Origin of the sequence: Rosettibacter primus, assembly GCF_036860675.1 — a bacterium.
In the GTDB taxonomy this organism is placed as follows: Bacteria; Bacteroidota; Ignavibacteria; order Ignavibacteriales; family Melioribacteraceae; genus Rosettibacter; species Rosettibacter primus.
The window spans coordinates 1-22,436 of the sequence record NZ_JAYKGK010000008.1; the positions used below are offsets into that span (position 1 = coordinate 1).

General features: G+C 29.7%; 20 protein-coding genes. 7 read left to right on the forward strand and 13 right to left on the reverse strand.

From position 1 onward, the window contains the following. The first annotated feature begins 141 nt into the window (after positions 1 to 141). Positions 142 to 2,709 carry a RecQ family ATP-dependent DNA helicase gene (locus VJY32_RS10385; protein WP_353677848.1) on the forward strand — a complete coding sequence of 856 codons (2,568 nt, stop codon included), beginning with the start codon at positions 142 to 144 and terminating at the stop codon, positions 2,707 to 2,709. On the opposite strand, the gene VJY32_RS10390 is transcribed toward VJY32_RS10385, so the two are convergent. The 4 genes from VJY32_RS10390 to gap all read right to left on the reverse strand — a co-directional run bounded on the left by VJY32_RS10390 (position 2,702) and on the right by gap (position 6,452). Beyond that, positions 2,702 to 3,031 carry a hypothetical protein gene (locus VJY32_RS10390; protein ID WP_353677849.1) on the reverse strand — a complete coding sequence of 110 codons (330 nt, stop codon included), beginning with the start codon at positions 3,029 to 3,031 and terminating at the stop codon, positions 2,702 to 2,704. The genes VJY32_RS10385 and VJY32_RS10390 overlap by 8 nt on opposite strands. Then, positions 3,009 to 3,926 carry a rhomboid family intramembrane serine protease gene (locus tag VJY32_RS10395; protein ID WP_353677850.1) on the reverse strand — a complete coding sequence of 306 codons (918 nt, stop codon included), beginning with the start codon at positions 3,924 to 3,926 and terminating at the stop codon, positions 3,009 to 3,011. The genes VJY32_RS10390 and VJY32_RS10395 overlap by 23 nt, the downstream gene beginning before the upstream one ends. Before the next feature lie 143 nt (positions 3,927 to 4,069). Next, positions 4,070 to 5,269: a phosphoglycerate kinase gene (locus VJY32_RS10400; RefSeq protein WP_353677851.1), complete on the reverse strand. Its 1,200-nt coding sequence runs from the start codon at positions 5,267 to 5,269 to the stop codon at positions 4,070 to 4,072. 118 nt (positions 5,270 to 5,387) lie between these two features. Then, the gene (gap, locus tag VJY32_RS10405; RefSeq protein ID WP_353677852.1) at positions 5,388 to 6,452 is read right to left on the reverse strand and encodes a type I glyceraldehyde-3-phosphate dehydrogenase; all 1,065 of its coding nucleotides are present in this window, start codon (positions 6,450 to 6,452) and stop codon (positions 5,388 to 5,390) included. 241 nt (positions 6,453 to 6,693) lie between these two features. Here gap and VJY32_RS10410 point away from each other — a divergent pair, with 241 nt between their 5' ends. The 4 genes from VJY32_RS10410 (at position 6,694) to VJY32_RS10425 (ending at position 12,450) form a co-directional block, all read left to right on the forward strand. After that, complete coding sequence (locus VJY32_RS10410) at positions 6,694 to 7,374, forward strand: Crp/Fnr family transcriptional regulator (protein WP_353677853.1); 681 nt, start codon at positions 6,694 to 6,696, stop codon at positions 7,372 to 7,374. After that, positions 7,374 to 8,204: a PHP domain-containing protein gene (locus tag VJY32_RS10415; protein WP_353677854.1), complete on the forward strand. Its 831-nt coding sequence runs from the start codon at positions 7,374 to 7,376 to the stop codon at positions 8,202 to 8,204. Before VJY32_RS10410 ends, VJY32_RS10415 begins: the two co-directional genes overlap by 1 nt. Before the next feature lie 87 nt (positions 8,205 to 8,291). Further along, positions 8,292 to 10,499, forward strand: coding sequence for a type IX secretion system anionic LPS delivery protein PorZ (gene porZ / locus VJY32_RS10420; protein WP_353677855.1), 2,208 nt, complete (start codon positions 8,292 to 8,294; stop codon positions 10,497 to 10,499). Position 10,500: 1 nt separating this feature from the next. Continuing rightward, positions 10,501 to 12,450, forward strand: coding sequence for an ABC-F family ATP-binding cassette domain-containing protein (locus VJY32_RS10425; RefSeq protein WP_353677856.1), 1,950 nt, complete (start codon positions 10,501 to 10,503; stop codon positions 12,448 to 12,450). 23 nt (positions 12,451 to 12,473) lie between these two features. Here the strand turns inward: VJY32_RS10425 and VJY32_RS10430 are convergent, their stop codons facing one another. Next, complete coding sequence (locus VJY32_RS10430) at positions 12,474 to 13,451, reverse strand: ROK family protein (RefSeq protein WP_353677857.1); 978 nt, start codon at positions 13,449 to 13,451, stop codon at positions 12,474 to 12,476. Between the two features lie 152 nt (positions 13,452 to 13,603). On the opposite strand from VJY32_RS10430, the gene bshC reads away from it, so the two are divergent. Continuing rightward, positions 13,604 to 15,229 (forward strand): bacillithiol biosynthesis cysteine-adding enzyme BshC, encoded by a 1,626-nt coding sequence (bshC, locus tag VJY32_RS10435; RefSeq protein ID WP_353677858.1) that lies wholly within the window; start codon positions 13,604 to 13,606, stop codon positions 15,227 to 15,229. Here bshC and aroA read toward each other — a convergent pair. The 6 genes from aroA to VJY32_RS10465 all read right to left on the reverse strand — a co-directional run bounded on the left by aroA (position 15,211) and on the right by VJY32_RS10465 (position 19,898). Then, positions 15,211 to 16,497 carry a 3-phosphoshikimate 1-carboxyvinyltransferase gene (gene aroA / locus VJY32_RS10440; RefSeq protein WP_353677859.1) on the reverse strand — a complete coding sequence of 429 codons (1,287 nt, stop codon included), beginning with the start codon at positions 16,495 to 16,497 and terminating at the stop codon, positions 15,211 to 15,213. The two genes, bshC and aroA, sit on opposite strands and share 19 nt — an antisense overlap. Further along, positions 16,494 to 17,087: a TrmH family RNA methyltransferase gene (locus tag VJY32_RS10445; RefSeq protein ID WP_353677860.1), complete on the reverse strand. Its 594-nt coding sequence runs from the start codon at positions 17,085 to 17,087 to the stop codon at positions 16,494 to 16,496. The genes aroA and VJY32_RS10445 overlap by 4 nt, the downstream gene beginning before the upstream one ends. Then, positions 17,087 to 17,311, reverse strand: a complete 225-nt coding sequence (locus tag VJY32_RS10450) for a type II toxin-antitoxin system HicB family antitoxin (protein WP_353677861.1) — start codon at positions 17,309 to 17,311, stop codon at positions 17,087 to 17,089. Before VJY32_RS10450 ends, VJY32_RS10445 begins: the two co-directional genes overlap by 1 nt. A 14-nt stretch (positions 17,312 to 17,325) precedes the next feature. Beyond that, the gene (deoC, locus tag VJY32_RS10455; protein ID WP_353677985.1) at positions 17,326 to 17,964 is read right to left on the reverse strand and encodes a deoxyribose-phosphate aldolase; all 639 of its coding nucleotides are present in this window, start codon (positions 17,962 to 17,964) and stop codon (positions 17,326 to 17,328) included. A gap of 193 nt (positions 17,965 to 18,157) precedes the next feature. Beyond that, positions 18,158 to 19,063, reverse strand: coding sequence for a bifunctional methylenetetrahydrofolate dehydrogenase/methenyltetrahydrofolate cyclohydrolase FolD (gene folD / locus VJY32_RS10460; RefSeq protein WP_353677862.1), 906 nt, complete (start codon positions 19,061 to 19,063; stop codon positions 18,158 to 18,160). A 31-nt stretch (positions 19,064 to 19,094) separates the two neighbouring features. Further along, positions 19,095 to 19,898, reverse strand: coding sequence for a TIGR00282 family metallophosphoesterase (locus VJY32_RS10465; protein ID WP_353677863.1), 804 nt, complete (start codon positions 19,896 to 19,898; stop codon positions 19,095 to 19,097). Positions 19,899 to 20,095: 197 nt separating this feature from the next. Here VJY32_RS10465 and VJY32_RS10470 point away from each other — a divergent pair, with 197 nt between their 5' ends. Beyond that, a complete protein-coding gene (locus VJY32_RS10470; protein WP_353677864.1) occupies positions 20,096 to 21,757 on the forward strand; it encodes an exonuclease domain-containing protein in 1,662 nt (553 codons plus the stop codon). On the opposite strand, the gene VJY32_RS10475 is transcribed toward VJY32_RS10470, so the two are convergent. Together VJY32_RS10475 and VJY32_RS10480 are read right to left on the reverse strand one after the other, a co-directional pair. Further along, entirely contained in the window at positions 21,758 to 22,048 is a 291-nt protein-coding gene (locus VJY32_RS10475) for a hypothetical protein (protein ID WP_353677865.1), read from the reverse strand. Between the two features lie 15 nt (positions 22,049 to 22,063). After that, positions 22,064 to 22,429, reverse strand: a complete 366-nt coding sequence (locus tag VJY32_RS10480; protein WP_353677866.1) for a DUF1634 domain-containing protein — start codon at positions 22,427 to 22,429, stop codon at positions 22,064 to 22,066. Positions 22,430 to 22,436 lie beyond the last annotated feature (7 nt).

Below are 22,436 nucleotides of genomic sequence, written 5' to 3' on the forward strand. Positions count from 1 at the left end.
GACCACATTATAGAAAAAATCTACTTTTTAATGTCCTATATCGGATTTTAGATTATTATTTAGATTATTGTGAAAATTATTTGTTATTTATCAAAATTCTCAATTCATAATGTTATTTTTACTTGAAAATAAAAATAAAATATGAGTCCCAAACAAGTTCTAAAAGAATATTTTGGCTTCGAAGATTTCAAGCCTGCACAAAAAGAAATAATTGAAACAATACTGCAGGGAGAAAATGTCTTAGCTGTTCTTCCAACAGGAGGAGGAAAATCGATTTGTTATCAAGTTCCTGCTATTCTCGCAAATTCTTTTTCTATTGTAATTTCACCTCTTATTGCATTAATGAAAGACCAGGTAGATACAGTAAATAAAAAGGTAAAAATTGCAGCGTTCATAAATAGCACTCTATCACAAAAAGAAATGCAGATGGTATTGAATGATATTTCAAATGGAAAAATTAAATTACTCTACATGTCACCAGAAAAATTAGACAATGTTAATTTTGCAGAAACATTAAAGCAGCTTTCACCTTCTTATCTTTTTGTTGATGAAGCACATTGCATTAGTGAATGGGGACATAATTTTAGACCAAGTTACAGAAAAATTAAAAAGTTTGCAGATTATACAGGAATAACAAAGATTTCAGCTTTCACAGCTACAGCAACTGAGGATGTTCGCAAAGATATTTTAGAACAACTTGGAATAATAAATGCAAGAGTTTTTATACATGGTTTTGAAAGAAAAAATCTAAGTCTTAATGTTATCAAAACAAAAGAGAAAAAAGAAATATTATTAAAATTAATAACTCCTTTATCCATACCGGCAATAATTTATACTGCAACCAGGAAATTAGCAGAAGAAGTTTATGAATTCTTAATACACAACAAAATTAATTGTGCTTATTATCATGCAGGATTAAATCCTGAAAGAAGAAGAATTGTTCAGGATGATTTTCTTGAAGGAAGAATAAATCTAATTGTAGCTACTAATGCTTTTGGTATGGGAATAGACAAAAGTGATATAAGAACTGTCATTCATTTTAACATGCCAGCTAACCTCGAAAATTATTATCAGGAAATTGGAAGAGCAGGCAGAGATGGAAATCATTCAAATATTTTTTTATTGTTTGACGAAAAAGACATTGCAATTCAAGAATATTTTATTAAAAATTCTTTTCCTCAAAGGCAGCAAGTTGAATTAGTTTACAATGCAATTTGTGACTATGGCAGAATTTCACTTGGAAGTATTTCGAATAAAGAAATACCTGTCGATACAAATCTAATTTCGTTTTTGCAGTCAAAGGAATTAAATAAAGCACTAATTGAATCTTCGGTAAAAATTCTTGAAGAATCTGGTTATATAAAATTTAATCCTGATTTTTATCAAAAGCACCATGTTCAATTTTTAATAGAACCCGGGAAATTAAATTCATTTATTCAGAAAATAAATAACAATGAATTGAAAGATTTTATACTTGTACTCATAAGAGATTATGGCAATAAAATTTTTAGAACAAGAACAATTATTAATCTTGTAAGGCTTTCCGAAATATTAAATTCTAACATCGAGAATCTAATTGAATATTTGAATTTGCTTAACAACTCCGGTATCATTTTTTATGAACCACCTTCTTTATTCCCAACAGTCACTCTTTTAAAATCACGAATAAAAAGTGAAGATTTATTATTAGATTTTTCGAAAACAAAAAAACTTATCGGGCACAATAAAAATAAACTTGAAAAAATGATTGGTTACATTATATCCAACCAATGCAGATTTGCTTACATATTAAATTATTTTGGAGAGATAAAAGAAAATTATAAATGCGGAAGATGTGATGTATGCCTTGGAAAAATAGATAAATTAAATGATGATGATTATTTAAGAAATCATATTATTACTACACTATATGAATTCAACAATCCGTTACACAAAAAAGAACTTTTTAAGATATTAACTGGAAAAGACCAAAAATACCATAACATTTCTACTTATGGTTCGTGCAATCATTTTTCAACAATTGAGATAAATGATGTACTTTCAACACTGGAAATAGAAAAAATTATATCTATAAAAAATGATATGATTTATTATGAACAAAATAATCTTAATTTATTCCTATCAGAAGAATCCGACTTATATCAAAAAAATTATGAAGATGAGCTAAAACTTTTTAATTTGTTAAGACAGATAAGGAAAGAAGCATCCGAAAAATTTAATCAACCTGCACAGTTAATCTGTCCCGACAATGTTTTGCGAGAGATATCAAAACTTCGGCCAAAATCATATTCTGAATTTATTGGCATTGATGGGTTTAACAATAGAATGTTCAATAAAATTGGAATAGAATTCATCGAAGCAATCAAAGAGTTTGAAAAAAAAGAAAATAATATCAGCAAAATAAAAGAAAAAAATTTGCCGAATACTTCTTATCAAATACTTGAGTTAATACAAAAAAAATATTCACTCGAAGATATTGTTAGTCTTACAAAAATTCCCGAATCAATTCTTTCAGTTCAGATAGAAACTTTAATCGAAGCCATTCCTGAACTTGAAATCGAATCGCTTTTTAATTATGGCGAACTTAAAATGATTTATGAAAAAATTGATGAGGGGATTTTTGATTTAAGAGAACTTAGAAAATGTTTTAACGAAAAAATCAGTTATGCAAAATTAAGAATAGCATTAGCGAAGAAAAGAGTTAATTAATTGCATTGGTGTTTTTTAAGTCAATAAGAAATTTATCAGCTTTTTTAAAAAAATTTTCCCAGCTTTTTTGATTTGCTTTCAGTCCCCTTAAATATTCTTCAAAATCGTTTTGACTAATCATATATTTTTCAAACAACTTTCTTCTATATATTTTTAATGAATCAACATTATAAGAATATTTTTCTTCTAAGATAATGTTTTCGACATAAATGCGGACTGCAATTTCTTCATCAATTTTCTTTTCGGTGCAGTTTGTTAAAAGAAGAAGTAAGAAACAAAGTCCAAAAGAGTAAATAAATTTATTTCTTTTTGCTGGCTTCAAATAAGATTCTTTTTTCACGTTCAGTTAAATTTTTGTAACCACTTTGACTTATTTTATCGAGAATTCTATCAATTTCTTCCTGAGTAATTTCTTCTTCGTCTTTTGATTCTAAATCGTAGAATTCTGCTTCTTCAATATCTTTTGAAAATGATGGTTTTCGAAATCTTGATGAAAATTTGAAATGTGTTTTTCTTTTAGAATAACCAAACAAATTACTAAATTGAAAATCAAATCTTCTATCAAGCAGAATAAACAAAAATCCAGTAACAGCCCCTCCAATATGAGCAAGATGAGCTACAATCGTAGGTTCATTTACAGAGAGAAATTCAATAACAACAAGGAATGCGATAAGATATTTAGCTTTTATTGGAATTAAAAAGTATAAGAAAATGTAACGGTCGGGGAAAAACATTGCAAATGCTATCATGATACCGAATACAGCTCCAGAAGCACCAATTGTAGGAGCTAATGATTCAGAAAAAAGTGGTGATAAAAATATTTGAAACAATCCAGCACCGAATCCACATAATAAATAATAAGCCAGAAATTTTTTTGAACCCATAATATTTTCTAATTCCATACCGAACATCCATAGCATAAACATATTAAAAAGTATGTGTGTAAAATCTCCATGCATAAATTGATAAGTGAGGAATTGCCATATTTTAAAATTATATGGCATACCGGCACTATCAATTCCATTGATTGGGTTCAATGCAAAATATCTATTCAAAATATACCAGCCTGGAATTCCATTGAAGTTGATGTTATCGAAAATCAATTGTATTAAAAAAACACCAACATTAATGATTAAAAGATTTTTAATAACTGGAGGGAAAAAAGAAAATCCTCCAAAACCAGAAGGACGATAATAATCTCTTGAATCTAAGCTCATTTATCTGCCTGTAATCTATCTATTATAAAATTACAATTTCTTTTATAAATTATCCAAAACACAACAATAAAAAATATGAGCAAGAGCCAAAGGATATAGGAATTTATTTTAGCTCTTGCTCTTATAAATTAATTTGTAATATATCAAACATCATCATTCAAAGCAGCAACACCGGGGAGGACTTTTCCTTCCAAAAATTCGAGTGATGCGCCACCACCTGTTGAAACATGTGATACTTTATCTTCAAGACCTGCTTTTTTAATTGCTGCAGCAGAATCACCACCGCCAATTATTGTAATTGCACCTTTCTCTGTAGCTTCTGCAAGTGCTTGAGCTATTGCATTTGTGCCTTTAGCAAAATTATCAAACTCAAAAACTCCCAGAGGTCCATTCCATATAATTGTTTTACTTTCAAGTATAACTTTACGGAATTCTTCGATAGTTTTTGGTCCAATATCCAGGCCCATTTTATCTGCAGGAATTTTATCTGAATCAACCACAATTGCAGGGGATTCATTTTTAAATTCTGATGCAACTACATTATCAACTGGCAATAAAACTTTTGCATTTGATTTCTTGAATTTGTCAAGGGTTTCTTTAGCCAAATCAATTTTTTCTTCTTCAAGCAGAGAAGTTCCAATTTCATAGCCCATAGCTTTATAAAATGTATAAGCCATACCGCCGCCAATTAAAAGATTATCAACCTTAGGCAATAAATTTTCAATAACATCAATTTTACCAGAAATTTTTGAACCACCAAGAATAGCAGTAAATGGTCTAACTGGATTTGAAATTGCTTCGCCAAGATAATTAAGTTCTTTTTGCATTAAATAACCAGCAGCACAAACTTTGATAAATTTAGTAACACCTTCAGTGGATGCATGAGCTCTATGTGCACTTCCAAAAGCATCATTAATATAAACATCGCCAAGTTCAGCAAGTTGTTGTGCAAAAGCCGGGTCATTTTTTTCTTCTTCGGCATGGAAGCGTAAATTTTCTAAAAGAAGAACCTCTCCTTCTTTTAATGAATTTACTATTGCTTTAACCTGTTCGCCGACACAATCAGGTGCAAATTTAACATCCATATCAAGCAATTCACTCAAACGGACAGCAACTGGTTTTAATGTATACTTTGGATTTGGCGCACCTTTAGGTCTACCAAGGTGACTCATTAAAATGCACTTGCCTCCGTCATTAATAATTTTCTTAATTGTAGGAAGTGCGGCTGTAATACGAAGGTCGTCAGTAATATTCATATTCTCATCATAAGGAACATTAAAGTCAACACGAACAAGAACTCTCTGCCCTTTAAGATTAACTTTGTCAATACTTAGTTTTTTCATTTTATCCTCCTATTTTAGGAATTTTTCTTTACCGAAAATTAGATGTTAGAAAGGATATATACAAAAAAGACGCAGCCGTAATTTCCGGACTGCGTCTTTTTCTTTAATTATTTGATAATTACTTTGTATTAATCATCTTCATTAATAAATCTACAACTCTGCAAGAGTAACCCCATTCATTATCATACCATGATACTATTTTGAAGAATCTTTTTTCACCTTTAAGATTATTCTGTAAAGTTGCAAGTGAATCATAAATCGAAGAACGGTCATCATGAATAAAATCTGTTGATACAACTTCTTCGTTGCAATATCCCAGAATTCCTTTCAGGTATGTTTCAGAAGCTTTTTTCATCAATTCATCAATTTCTTGAATTGATGTTTCTCGTTCTGAACGGAATGTCAAATCAACAACAGAAACATCAGCAGTTGGGATACGGAAAGACATTCCAGTTAATTTACCTTTTGTTTGAGGAAGAACTTCACCTACAGCTTTTGCTGCGCCAGTAGTTGAAGGAATTATATTAATTGCAGCTGCACGACCACCTCTCCAATCTTTCTTAGATGGACCATCAACTGTTTTTTGTGTTGCTGTATATGAGTGTATTGTTGTCATCAATCCAGTTTCGATTCCAATTCCTTCTTTAATTAAAACATGAACAACTGGTGCCAAACAATTTGTAGTACATGATGCATTTGATACAATGTGATGTTTTTCAGGATCATATTCATGATCATTAACTCCCATAACAAAAGTTTTTACATCACCTTTACCAGGTGCTGTAATTATTACTTTTTTAGCACCTGCAGCTAAATGACCTTTTGCCTTTTCTGAATCAGTAAATAAACCTGTTGATTCAAGAACATATTCTACTCCAAGATCTTTCCATGGTAATTGGGATGGATCTTTTTGAGCTAATAAACATTTAATTTTATGACCATTTACTACAAGAATATCATCATTTTCTAATGATGGGTCACTTTTTTCACTGCTCAATGTTCCTTTGAATTTACCATGAACGGAGTCATATTTTAATTGATAGGCAAAATATTTTGCATCATTAGAAATATCAACTACTGCAACTACATCTACCTCTTTACCAAGGTAGCCTTTTTCTGCTAATACATTGATAATTAGTCTCCCTATTCTTCCGAAACCATTAATTGCAACTTTTGTAGCCATGATTTTTTTCCTCCATATACGAATTTGTGTAAATTTGTGTTTGCAATATAGCTATTAATAAAAGAATTTTCAATTTATCTAAATAATTAATTTAATAATTTCTGTATTTCATCTAATTAAACTAATTAATTGAGGGAATAATAACATTTTAACTTCGATATTTTATTAAAAAATAATTGGCGATTAATTTTGAAAAGATTATTTTTCAATGTCATTTATAATTAAATCAGTGGGTGTGAGTATGAACTCATCTGAGTTTTTATTATATGTACCAATTTTTTCTGACCTGCCTCCTTCTGAATTAGAAAAAATCGAAAAAGTTGGGACAAGAAAAAAATACAGTAAAAATGAGATAATATTGAAAGAAGATGAAACCGGTTCAGCACTTTTCATAATTATATCAGGAAAAGTAAAAGTTTCAAGAACAAGTCCAGATGGTAAAGAAGTAATTTTGACAATTTTAAATGAAAGTGATTTTTTTGGAGAGATGGCAATTATTGATGGCCAAACTCGTTCTGCAACAATTACTGCAATTGAAGATACTGAACTTTTTATTATTCAACGTAATGACTTTATCACATTATTAACCAAACATCCTGAAGTTTCAATATCTCTACTACAGGAATTAACTAAAAGACTAAGAGCAGCTGATGTTAAAATAAAAGCTCTTTCACTAAAAGATGCAGAAGGTAAAGTTGCCACAGTGTTACTTCAATTAGCTGATGATATTGGAAAAATCAAACATGGACGGGTAGAATTAGAAAATTTACCAAATCAGCAAGATTTAGCAAATATGGCTGGAACTTCAAGAGAAACAATTTCAAGAACATTACATGCATTCGCAAAAAAAGGACTGATTGAAATTGATGGTTCAAAAATTCGAATAATTGACTACGAAAAATTTAAGGAACTTTATAGTTAATGTCCCCAAAAGTTGATTTACATATACACACAACTTATTCCGATGGAGTTTATTCTCCAATTGAAATTATAGACAAAGCTTACAATGCAGGATTGAGCATCATTAGCATAACAGACCACGATAGCATCAACGGTATAAAAGATGCAATTTTATATGGAAGAGAAAAAGGCATTGAAGTTATTCCAGGTTTAGAATTAAGCACTGATATCGAAGATAAAGAGGTTCATCTCTTAGCATATTTTATTGATATTGAAAATGATGAGCTTCAGAAATATTTAAAATTCTTTCGAGAAGAAAGACTTTATCGAGCTAAAAGAATAGTTCAAAAACTGCGTAACCTTGGATTATCAATTTCTATTGATGATGTATTAGATAGAGCAAACAACTCTGCTGTCGGAAGACCACATATTGCTTACACACTTGTTGACCTCGGTTTAGTAAGCAATTATACAGAAGCTTTTGAAAAATATTTAGGGGATAACTGTCCAGCATATGAACGTAAAATTCATATATCCCCAAATAGTGCATTGAAATTAATTAACGATAGTGGCGGTTTATCATTCATAGCGCACCCCGGTTATATGAAAGAATCAATATTATTCAATATTATCAAAGCTGGTGTAGATGGTATTGAAGTCATTCATCCAAGTCATAATGAAAATCAAATTAATTTTTACAGAGGAATTGTTAGTCAATATTGCTTATTAGAAACTGGCGGCTCAGATTTTCACGGCGGCAAAAAAAATGATGAAGAAAATCTCGGTCAATATTGCATCTCATTAAATCACATAGATGCAATGAGAAAAATGCTTCTAAAAAATACTGCTTAAAAATCTCTGCAATTAAATGCTTCTTCAAAATTTATATCTAAAAAATCCTAAATTTGCTTTTAATTTTATAATCTATCAGGTAATAGAATGAAAAGAATATTTTTATTAATAATTATTTTAACTAATCTCAGCTACGCACAAAACATCGGGCAATGGGAAATATTTTCAGAGATGAGAAATATTCAATCGATAGCTCTTACAACTGACGGAATATGGGCTGCAACAAACGGTGGAGCTTTCAAATACAATTTTTCAGATGAAACTTTTTTTACTCTGACAAAAGCAAATAAATTAAACAGTCAGGTTTTAACATCAATTAATATTGATAACGAAGGGAAAATCTGGTTAGGGTCTTTTGAAGGTTATATTATTTCATACAATCCTTCAGATTATTATGTAAAAAATATTCTTGATATTTATAAATCCAATAAAACTCAAAAACGAATTAATCACATATTCACAAAGAGCGATACAATTTTTGTATCCACAGATTTTGGTTTGGTGTTAATAAATTCTAAGAATTATTTCCTTTATGATACATTTTTAAAATTAGGGGATTTCCCTTCTGAGGCAAAAGTAAATTGTGCAATAAAAACTTCTTTAATTTATGTATGCACAGATAATGGAATCGCTGTTCAAAAGCCAGGGACTATAAATCTTACTGCTCCAGAATCATGGAATACATACAAATTAAACATCAACATTAATGCTTCATCAATTAATAAAATAATTGAATGGAATAAAAAAATTTTAATAGCAACTGACAATGGAATTTTTTCTTTTGAAAATAATCAGTGGAACTCATTTCTTCTTTCAGGCACAAATATCAATGATATCTATCCTTCAACAAATAAATTATTCATAGTAACTGATAATATTGCATATCAATTTTCGGGTAATGAAATAACAAAAATTTATGAAGATTTTAATAACTCGTTTTCTTCAATAATTAGCAATGGCACAAAAATCTACATCGGAACAAAAAATGGATTAATCGAATTTTACAATGGGAATATTAAACAATTATATCCTGATGGACCAGCAGGAAATTTGTTTATAAATCTTGCTACAGATAATAACGGCAATTTATGGATTGCAACTGGAAGAGATGGAGCAGGAATTGGTTTTATGAAATTTGATGGTGTAAAATGGTTTCTCTACAACAAACAACAATATCCTCAAATTCCTTCAAATGATTATTTCAATATTCATTCTGGTCAAGATAATACAATTTATCTTGCCAATTGGGGAAATGGTGTTACAATTTTCAAAGATGAAAATTTCCAAATCTACAACAAGACTACCAGTCCTCTTGTTGGAATACCCAAGGATACAAATTTTATTGCAATTTCTGATGTCAAAACAGATTCAAAAGGAAATGTTTGGATTGCAAACTTCACACCTGCAAATAACAAACCATTGAGTGTATTAACTAAAGATAAAAAATGGTACAGTTATTCATTAACAAATTTTGGCTTTACAGAAAAAGATGGAATATACAAAATGATAATTGACCAGTATGATACAAAATGGTTTTTGTTATTTTCCGGGAAAACTGGACTTTATTATTTCAATGAGAATGGAACATTCGAAAATTTGAACGATGATAAACTTGGATACTTCGGTACAAATAATGGATTAATTACAAATGAAGTTACTGCTTTAGCTGTAGATAAACGCGGTATGCTGTGGATTGGAACAAGTCAAGGTATGAACTTTATTCCTGATCCTTCAAATCCCAGAATATCGGAAATAATAATTCCATCTTTAAGAAGCCAGAGTATAACATGCATTGCCGTTGATGCATTAGACCAAAAATGGGTTGGAACAAAAAATGGGGTTTTTGTTCTTTCTTCGGATGGATTACAATTGCTTTCCCACTATACATCAAAAGATTCTCCAATTCCTGATGATGATATAAGAAGTATTGCAGTTGATGAAATAAATGGCAAAGTCTACATAGGCACAGATTATGGACTTGCGATGGTTCAAACATTTGCTGTAAAACCTTTTGAAAATTTCAGCGAGCTTTTTATTTATCCTAATCCATTTATAATTGAAAATAAAAATAACACTGTTTCAATTGATGGATTGATAAAGAATTCCTTAATAAAAATTCTTGATATAAGCGGAAATCTTATTAAAAATATTAAAACACCAGGTGGCAGAATTGCTGTGTGGGACGGAACTGATTTAAATGGCAATTTAGTAGCAAGCGGCATATATATAGTTGTAGCATATGATGAAGATGCTAACAATGTTACAACAGGAAAAATTGCAGTAATTAGAAAATAATATGATAGACATAAAAAATTTATCAATTCAATTTACAGGCGAAAACTTATTTGAAAATGTTAACCTTAAAATTGGTAAACACGACAAAATTGCTTTGGTAGGTTCCAATGGAAAAGGTAAATCAACTTTTTTAAAATTAATTTACGGAATAGAAAAACCTGAGACAGGAGAAATTAATAAGCAAAAAGGAATCAGAATTGGATACCTCCCGCAGGATTTAATTTCATTTCGTGATAAAACATTATTCGAGGAAGTGAAATCTTCCATGATTGAATTAAAAACAATAATCGAAAAAGAAAAAGAAATACTTGATTCATTAAACAATAATAATCTTTCAGAAATTGATAGACATGAACTAATTGAATCACTTGGAGAAATTCAAAACCAAAAAGATAATATTGATTTTTATAGAGCAGAATCAAAAATAAAAAAAGTTCTTACAGGATTAGGTTTTCAAGAAAAAGATTTTAATAGATTAACTCAGGAATTCTCTGGCGGCTGGCAAATGCGAATTCAACTTGCAAAAATTCTTCTTGCAGAAAATGATTTAATTTTACTTGACGAACCAACTAACCATCTTGATATTGATACATTAACCTGGCTTGAAGAATTTCTTTGCGATTATAAAGGAGCATTAATAATTGTTTCGCACGATAAGCATTTCATAAATAAAGTTACAAGCAAAACTCTTGAGATATTCAACAAACAAATTAATTTCTTCTCTGGCACTTATGACCAATATCTAAATTTCAAAAAAGAAAGAGAGGTTCAACTAAAAGCTCTTGAAAAAATTCGGGAGAAAAAAATAAAAGAGATTGAACGATTTATCGAAAGGTTCAGATATAAAGCAACAAAAGCTCGTCAGGTTCAAAGTCGTATTAAAATGCTGAACAAAATTGAAACAATTGAATTAATCGAAGAAGAGAAAAAGATTGAATTAAAATTTCCCGAACCTCCTAAAAGTGGTGTTATTCCTGTTGAATTAAAAAATGTCTATAAGTTCTATGAAGATTTAGAAGTATTAAAAAACATTAATATAAAAATTGAACGAGGAGAAAAAATAGCAGTAGTTGGACCAAATGGTGCAGGTAAAACCACATTTGCAAAAATTATTGGGAATAAAATTGATGTTTCAAAAGGTGAAGTAATTTATGGCCATAATACAATTATCTCTTATTATGAACAGGAAGTTGCAGACAGCTTAAATTTAGAATTCGACTTAATTGATACACTTGAAGAAATAAATGATGAATTAACTCCAGGACAAATAAGAAAACTTCTTGGCACATTTCTTTTTACCGGAGATGATGTTTTCAAAAAAGTAAAAGTACTTTCCGGCGGTGAAAAAAGCAGATTAGCACTTGCAAGATTATTATTAACAAAAAGCAACTTAATTATTCTTGATGAACCTACAAATCATCTCGACTTATCTTCAAAGGAAATATTACAAAAAGCTTTAATTGATTTTTCAGGCACTTTAATTATTGTCTCTCACGATATTGATTTTCTCAGTCCCATTGTAAATAAAGTTTTTGAAATCAGAAATCACAGTTTGAAAGTTTACTATGGTGGAATTGAATATTATCTTCAAAAAAAATTTGGAGAGCTCCAAGAAGAAAAATCAAATGATTTAAAAGAATTACCCAAACAAAACCGTAAAGAACAAAAAAGATTGGAAGCAGAATTAAGACAGAAAAAATACATTCTGACTAAAGACCTCAAAAAAGAATTAGAAAATACTGAAAATGAAATAATAAGGTTGGAAAGACTAAAAAATGAAATTGAATATGAATTAACAAAACCTGAAATTTTCAGCAATCCAGAACTTGCAAAAGAAAAAAATCTTGAATACGAAAAAGTAAAAAAGCAGCTCAACAATGAATATAACCGCTGGGAAGAATTAAACTACAAAATAGAAGAAATAGAAAAAGAGTTTATCAACAATTCTTAAATGTTATTAAATAAAAGCTATAATTATTTATTTTCGTTTATCAAAAATTCTTCAGCAAGTGCAACACCTCCAAACAATGCTGCATCATCCCCTAATTTTGTAACACTTATTTTAACATTTCTACCACATTCTGGTAAAACAGAATTTTTAAATGCTACTTTTATTCTCGGGAGCATAAATTTATGCATTGCTTCAATTACCCCACCCCCTAAAACAATTGTATCAAAATTTAAAAAAGTTGTTAAACTGCCAAGAACCGTTCCAATTGTTTCACAAGCTTTAGAAACTTGCTTGACTGCAACATTATCATTTTGCGCAACAGCATAGGCAAGAGTTTTACTTTTAATTGATTTATCCGAAGACAAAAATTCTTTCAATATACTTTTTTTACCTTTTTTAATTTCTTTCTTAATTGCTTTAATTATTGCTAATCTGCTTGCCGTTAGTTCAAAAGTAGAAGAAGATTTTTTAGATGAGAACGCTCCCTTTCCATTTATAATCATATGTCCAATTTCGCCAGCATAAAATGTTGAACCACGATAAAGTTTTCCCTCAAAAAATAAAGCACTCCCAATACCGGTGCCTATAAAAACAATTAGCATGTTTTTTATTTCATCATTGAACTCAAATTTTTTTATTCCAAGTCCAGCAAGGTTTACATCATTCTCTACTAGAACTGGTATAATTGTGTGTTTTGATAGAGCCTCTTTTATGTTGAAATTTTTTATATAAATATTTGGAGCATTTGAAATGATTCCTGAAAATGGATTTACAGTACCGGGCACTCCCAAGCACAAAGCTTTTACATTCTTCTCTGAGATGTTATTTTCAAGAATTAATTGATTGAGCGATTTGACTATTGAATCAATTAATCCCTGTTCCCCTTTTTTCACCTCAGTAGGAATTTTTACTCTTGAAACAATTTTATTCTGTGAATTAATTAATGCTGAAAGAATTTTTGTGCCGCCAAGATCAACCGAGATAATGTAATCTTTATTCATAATTTTCTCTTTATTTTAATATAGAATTTCAGTCAATATAAATTTTTATTAAATTGATGTTGAATTTAATACTTATTTCACATTTTTATAAAATGTTATTAATAATTGATTACTGAAAAATAAATTATTTCTAAATTATAAATGGAGTTTAGATGTATATAAATTTTTGTGATATTCCCGGTCAACAAAATTTGTTTCTTGACTATTTATATGAATTCGATAATGTAAGAAAATTTTACAAAAGCAATTTTAGAGAGCAAGAAACTTATGAAACATTATTTGAAAAATTAGTAAATTCTCAAAGACCACATCGCAATCAGCTAATTGAGTTAATCAAAAAGCAATATCAAAATATTAGAATTTCCAAGCAAACTGAATCAAATATTGAAGCTCTTTATTCAAATAAAACATTTGCTATTTGCACTGGACAGCAATTAGGAATTTTTGGTGGTCCGCTTTATACTTTTTATAAGACTATTACTGCAATTAAACTATCTCAATATCTCAAAGAAAGATATGACAATTATCAATTTGTACCCATTTTCTGGCTTGAAGGAGATGACCATGATTTTGAAGAAGTAAGGAAATTCAGCATACTTAATAACAACAATGAACTTATTAGCTTAAAATATGATGATGGTTTGGAAGAAGAAATAAATCGTGGTTGTATTGGCTTGAAATCTTTTAATAATAATTTAGAAAAGTTATTTGAAGATTTAATCATACATTTGAGAGAAACTGAATTTAAGAATTCCGTAATTGAATTATTAAAATCTTTTTACAAACCCGGTGATACATTTTTAACTTCATTCAGAAATTTAATGATAAGAATTTTTGATGATTATGGACTGATTGTTTTTAATCCACTTGATTCTGAAGTAAAAAAATTACTCACTCCAATTTTTTCTGAAGAAATAATTAATTACCGTAATCATACAATTCAACTTGTTGAAAGGAGTGCAGAGTTAGAAGAAACTTATCATGCTCAAGTAAAAGTAAAACCAATAAATTTATTTTTTATAGAAAACAATGAACGACTTCTTATCGAACCTGTTGAAGAAGAATACCGCTTAAAAGGAAGAAGAAAAAAATTTACAAAAGATGAATTGCTGGAACAGTTAAATAAATTCCCTGAAAAATTTAGTCCAAATGTTTTGCTTAGACCAATTTGTCAGGACTATCTATTTCCGACAGCATTTTATATAGGCGGCCCATCTGAAATAAGTTATTTTGCACAGCTTTCACCACTCTATGATATTTATAACATTGTACAGCCGGTTATTTATCCTCGTGCTTCAGCAACAATTGTTGAAAAAAATGTTAAATCAATTATTGAAAAATACAATCTTGATTATCTTAATTTATTTACAACAGAAGAGGAATTAATCACAAAAATTATAGAGCAAAATTCTACTACAGACATAAACTCATTATTTGAAAATTCACAATCTGATATAGAAAAAATTTTATTTGGTTTAGCAGAAAATTTAAGCAGCATTGATAAATCATTATTTGATATAACAAACAAAACCAAAATAAAAATCGAAGAAAATCTAAATTACTTGAAAACAAAAGCCCTTGAACTTGAAAAAAGTAAACATGAAGTAACGATACGTCAGCTTACAAAAGCAAGAAATAATTTATATCCAAATAACAATTTGCAAGAAAGAGAGATAAATTTTATCTACTTTGCCAATAAATACGGGCTTGATATATTGAAATGGATTTTTAATGAGCTAACAATTAACAAATTCGAACATCAAATCTTAGAGTTATAACCCAGGCACTGAAGTTGAGCTAAGAAATCTGGATTTGAAATAGAAACACAATCAAAATTATTTATTTGACCACCATTTTTCAAAAGCATTGACATAACTGCATATGCCATTGCAATTCGATGGTCGCCATAACTTTCAAAAGTTAAATTTCCTTCTACAATTTTTCCATCAACTTCAAAGCCATCTTCATATTCTACAACCTTTAATCCCGCTCTTTTATAATTCTCACATAATGCTTTTATTCTGTCTGATTCCTTTACTCTTAATTCTTTGGCATTTGTAACTCTAAATTTTCCTTCTGCAAAAACTCCTGCCACAGATAATATTGGAATTTCATCTATAATGTTTGGAATTATCTCTTCAGGTATTTCAGTATTTCTTAATTCGCTGCTTTTTACTCTTATATTTCCTCTTTTTTCTCCGTTTTGAATTATTTCATCTTCAATTGTAATTTTAGCGCCCATTGAATTTAGTATTTCAAGTATGCCTGTTCGTGTTTCATTGAGCGAAACATTTTTAATCAGAATATTTGAATTTTTTGACAACAATCCCAGTACTATAAAAAAAGATGCCGTTGAAATATCTGAAGGAACAGTAATTTCAAAATTTTTCGGATAATTTTTTTTAGAAACATAAATCAATGTTCCTTCTTCAGTATTTTCTGTTTTAAGTCCAAGTAATTTTTCTGTATGATTTCTTGATGGTATTTGTTCAATTATTATTGATTCATCTTCAAGATGAAGTGCGGCAAGTATTAAAGCACTTTTAACCTGAGCACTTGCAACTTTTAGTTTATATTTAATAGTATGTAAATTTTTTGATGGCTTAATTATCAAAGGTAAAGTTCCTGTATCTGATGCAGTAATATTTGCCCCCATCATATTCAAAGGTTCAACAATTCTTTTCATTGGTCTTTTAGATAGCGATTCATCTCCGGTAATTATTGATTCAAAATTCTGGGCACATAAAATTCCGCTCATTAATCTGGCTGTGGTACCAGAATTGCCTGCATACAATTTTTCTTCAGGTCTACTAAAATTTTTAAAACCTTTTCCTTTAATAATCAATAAATTTTCTTTTTCTTGAATTTCAACACCAAGTTTTCTAAAGCAAGAAATTGTTGATTTAACATCTTCGGCATTAGAACAATTTTTTATAATCGATTCTCCTTCGGCCATCGAAGCAAACATTACTGCTCTATGTGAAATTGATTTATCTCCAGGGAGTGATAATTCACCATTTAAATTTTCTGTGTAATAGAATTTCATTTTTCACACCATTTTTCAATTAGTTCATTTAGTTCTTGTTCAGTTAGTTCAGATTTATCATACATTCCTTTAGCTGCTCTTTGACGTTGACTTTCATAAAGAGTAACAGCTGCAGCAACAGATACATTTAAGCTTTGTACCATTCCACGCATAGGGATATAAAATAAATCATCCGCAAGTGTTTTCATTTCATCTGATACGCCTCTGTGTTCATTGCCAAATACTAAAGCTACTTTCTGTGTTAAATCGAGGTCATACAAATTTTTTGCATTTTTATTTAGAAAACTTGCATAAACCTTAAAACCTTCTGAACGAAGTGACTCAACACATTTCTTTACATCATTAAATTTTTCAACATCAACCCATTTATTTGCAGAAGCAGATGTAACTTTATGAATTTTGGGAAAAGTTTCTTTTGTATAAAGTAAAGTAATTTTGGGAACACCAACAGCATCACATGTTCTAAATATTGCACTTACATTATGAGCATCATGAATATTCTCTATTACAACTCTCAAAGAAAATTGTCTAAATGATGCAGCCGCTGTAATTTTCTGAAGTCGTTCCGGCGTTCTAAATTTTCTCATCATTATTTATCAAAAATTATTTTGTAAATAACCTTATTCCCTTCTTTTCTAGCTCTATCAATTTTTAATTTCAATTCAGGTTTTTCCTGTATGTAGAATTTAAAAAGTTCAATAGTTTTGTTTATAGCATCATCTTCAATATGAGCCCAGCTCTCACATCCTTTTATTGAGGGAATTTCTGCTGTGAATCCATCGTCGGTTTTAGTTACAATTAAATCCAGTACCACGAACAAACACCTATTTAAGATTCACCTTTTACAATTTTTACACTTGCACTTGCTCCAATTCTATCTGCACCGCTTTTAATCATTAAGCGAGCATCTTCTGCAGTTCTAATTCCACCTGATGCTTTTACTCCAACAGCTGAACCGACCACATACTTCATCAATGCAACATCACCGGCAGTAGCCCCACCTTTACTAAAGCCTGTAGATGTTTTTACAAAATCAGCTTTAGCTTCTTTACTTATCAAACAAGCAATTACCTTTTCTTCATCTGTAAGCAAAGCAGTTTCAATTATTACTTTACAAATGCCATTATATTTTTTTGCTGCTAAAACAACCTGATTGATATCATTAAAGACATATTGATAATTTTTTTGTTTAAGCATTCCTATGTTAATCACCATATCAATTTCTTGAGCTCCATTTTTTAATGCCTGTTCGGCTTCAAATCGTTTTACTTCTGTTGTTGTTGCTCCGAGAGGAAATCCAATTACAGTACATACTTTAACATCAGAATCCTTCAATAAATCTTTGCATAAAGTAACATAACATGGATTAACACATACAGAAGCAAAGCCATATGTTTTTGCCTCTTGACATAATTTTTTTATTTCATCAGGTGTGGCTTCTGGTTTCAACAAAGTATGGTCAATCATTCTCGCAATATCTTTATTCGTTAATTCTTCGCCAATTCCTGGTCCTGCAGCAATTCTTTCTGCACCATTCTCAATAATATTTTTAACAGCGACAGGCTGGTCAATAACATTCCTTTCCCAACCATTGCATGTCCCTGCGTGACAATAAAAATCCTGCAAAGCTTTTTCAATTAAAACTTGTGATACAATTTTATCAATTAATGACGAATCCATAATTTTTCTCTAAAAATTTTGTAAATGCAAGAAATGTATTTTTTAACAACATTGCAATTGTCATTGGACCTACACCTCCAGGTACAGGAGTAATATAAGATGCTTTTTTCTCAACTTCATCAAATTTAACATCCCCAACAATTTTATAACCTTTTTTTGAATTTTTGTCTTCCACTCTATTAATTCCAACATCTATAATTACTGCACCATCTTTAATCATATCTGCAGTTATAAAATTTTCTTTACCAATTGCAGCAATAAGAACATCTGCATCTTTTGTGTATCTTGATAAATCTTCAGCTGCTGAATGACATACAGTAACAATTGCATTAGCTCCTTCTTTTTTCTGTAAAAGCATATTAGCTATTGGTTTACCAACTATATTGCTTCTTCCAACCACTACAACATGCTTGCCTTTAATTTCAATTGAATATCGTTTCAACAATTCTACAATTCCATAAGGTGTACAAGGATAGAAAGTGTCTTTGCCAATAACAAGATTCCCAACATTTACAGGATGAAATCCATCCACATCTTTTTCCGGAATTATTGATTCAATAATTTTTTGTTCATTAATATGTTTAGGTAATGGGAGCTGAACAAGGATACCATGAAAGTTGTCATCTTTGTTGTAGTAATTAATATGCTCAATTAATTCTTTTTCACTAATATTTGCTGAAAGATTTTCAACTTTCGAATGCATCCCGATTTCATTACATGCTTTGCCTTTAGAAGATACATAAACTTGAGATGCGGGATTATCACCAACAAGTATTGCAACTAATCCAGGCACTTTCCCGGTCCTATTTTTTACATTATCAATTCTAACTTTTAACTCTAATTTAATTTCTTCTGCTACTTTTTTACCATCAATTATTATAGCCATAGAGTTCCTTGAATTAATTAATAATTTTTATCTATAAATTCAATTTTTTTTCAAACTCTGGAATAAAAATTCTTTCTATCTCTACTGTTTTTCCTGTTTGAATATCAACTTTTAGAAAAACACCGCAAAGATGTACATTGTCTACAGCAGTTTGATACTTTTGAGGTGTTTGATAAAGAAATCTATTTATAGCAGCATCTGTTTTCATCCCAATTACAGAATCATATGGACCAGTCATCCCGCAATCCGTAATATAACCAGTCCCCTGTGGAAAAATTCTTTCATCTGAAGTTTGAACATGAGTATGAGTTCCAATAACTGCAGATACTTTCCCATCGAGATAATTAACAAGTGCAACTTTTTCAGCTGTAGCTTCAGCATGAAAATCTACTATTATAACTTTAGTTTCCTGTTTTATTTTAGGAATAATCCAATCACTCGTTCTGAATGGACAATCAATTGCAGCCATAAATGCTCTCCCCTGCAAATTCACTACCCCAACTTTTCCTTTCGGAGTATCAACTATGCAATAACCATTTCCAAAAGTTCCTCTGGGATAATTTAACGGGCGCAACACTCTCGAATCTTTTTTAAGAAATTCCTGCGATTGATGTTTATCCCAGGTATGATTTCCTCCAGTAATCACATGAACTCCAAGATCAAAAAGTTGTTTTGCTTCTTTTTCGGTGCAACCTTTACCATCAGAAACATTTTCTCCATTAACAATTGTAACATCAGCTCTATATTTTTTCTGTAATGAAGGGAGCCACATATTAACTATGTTAAGTCCAGGTTGACCGACAATATCACCTATAAAAAGTATATTTATATTCATAATCAAAACTTTTAGTAAGAAATATATCGAAAATAGAAAGAATTACGAAATGATTATGATTCAATTAAAAATTTTTTCTCAAGAATATTACCTAAATATTTTTAATTAAATGCTAATATTGATTTAATGAGTGCCGATTATTCCCCATTTTAATTATTGTCTGTTTATTAAATTTGTCATAATAAAAAACAGAGGATATGGAATTAAAAGAAATCCAATTTGAGAATGCAGAGTATTGTGTTTTTGATTTTGAAACCACTGGAACTACTGCCAAGTTTGATAAAGTAATCGAAATCGGAATTGTTAAGATTCATAAAGGAAAAATTGTAGATACTTTTCAATCTTTCATAAACCCAGGTCGACAAATTCCATATTCAATTACATTATTAACTGGAATAACAAATTCTGATGTAACAGATGCTCCCTATTTTGAAGATTTATATCCGAGAATTATAGAATTTATTGGTGATTCAGTTTTAGTTGCTCATCATCTTAATTTTGACTACTCATTCCTTAGACAAGAATGTTTAAGTGCAAATCTTGAGATTCCTCCCAATCCAGCCATATGCACTTTAAAATTAGCAAAAAGATTATTTCCCGAACTTCCAAGTAAATCTTTAGGCAGTTTAACAAGATTTTTTAAAATACGACATCGGGGAATACATCAAGGATTGGGAGATGCAATGGCAACAGCAAAAATATTTATTAAAATGTTTTCATATCTGCGCAATGAACATAATGCTGAAACTGTAGCTGATATTATTAATTTTCAAAATATTCCATCATTAAAACCATTCAAATTAATTAAAAAGAAATTGGCAGATGATTTATCTTCGATTCCAGATTCTCCTGGAGTTTATTTTTTCAAAAATTCAAAAGACGAAATTATTTACATAGGCAAAGCAAAATCTCTAAAGCAAAGAATAAGCAATTATTTTTTGAATAACACTACGCGCAAAACAAAGGAAATTGTAAGAAAAGCTCATCGTATTGATTTCCAAAAAACAAATACTGAATTGACTGCTTTACTTGCAGAAGCAGAATTAATCAAGCAACATAATCCAAAGCTTAATACATTGTTAAAAAAATATTCCAGCAATTATTTTATAAGAGTAAATAATAATCATAAATATCCATATGTTGAAGTAGTTACCTCATTTGATTTTGATGGCAACGATTATTATGGCCCTTATCCAAACAGAGAAACAGCAAATTCAATTAAAGATATAATTGACAAAACATTTCTCATTAGAGAATGCAGTGATAAAGAATTTAATAAAAAGAAAAAATGTTACTTAAGTGATATTGAAAGATGTCTGGCTCCTTGCGTTGAAAATGTAAAAGAAAAGTATGATAACGAACTAAATCTGGTAAACGAATTCTTAAAAGGTCATAATCAATCAGTTGTTGATAGACTCTTAAAGAAAATGAAAGAATATAGTGAACAAAAAAAATATGAAGAAGCTGCTGCAACAAGAGATATAATCAACTCAATATTCAATCAATTAAATAAAGCCTCGATTCTTGCAGAACCAATCAACAAAGCAAAAGTGTTAATTGAAATTTATGGAATACGAAATAATGATTACCTGCTTTTGCTTGAAGGCAAAATTTATATAAAAAATTTTTTCATTGAAGAAAAATGTTATTTTGATGAAAAACTTGAAGATTATTTTGAAGGAGTTAAAAATCTTTTCGATGAAGTAACACAAAAGGATTTAGAAAGGATGAAAATTGCCTTGAACTGGTTAATAAGAAATAAACAACGAATTAAAATTCATTATCTCAAAGATTACAATTCAATTTCTGAATTATCAAAAAGGATGATATTCAGTCAAAAACATTCATATAGTCTATAATTATTTTGGGACGAACTTTAAGATTATAAATCGAATAAGATATGCTGACAAAAAAATTATCAAACCATAAAGAAACAACGCCTTAAAAGAATCTTTTGTAATTGTATAAGTTGCTCTGTACCCGCGCCAGCCGCATTCTTTACATCTATAAATCTTAAAAAATGTTATCCTTTTAATAATTTGTTCACGCATATTCCTTGCTCTTGAGCTATGTAACGATAAAGTAGCTTTACATGACGGACATTTTGAATACTGTGGATTGACACTTATTAACATTTTAAATGATTTCAAATACTTATCCTCCTATCATAATTTTATTGAAAGAATCATACCCATTAAAATACTTATTACTAAAATTGCTGAGACTATTAATGTTATGTAAAAAAATTTTTTATCGTGATTTTTATAAAAAAAGAAAACCGAAATAAATACTCTTAGAATCGGTGTTAATATTAAAACAATTGTTCCAATATATAAAAATGGTTCCGGTTCGAGTTTGAAAATTTTCTGGATAAAGTCATTTACATTATTAAACGTACTTTGGTTAAAAACGGTGAAGTCTTCATGTTTGATGAGTAAAAGAATAATACCAATGACATAAAAAAATATTGTTGTATAAATACCAACTGCAAGTATGCTTGATACAGTTTTATTTAAATTAACTTTTTCCACAAATATT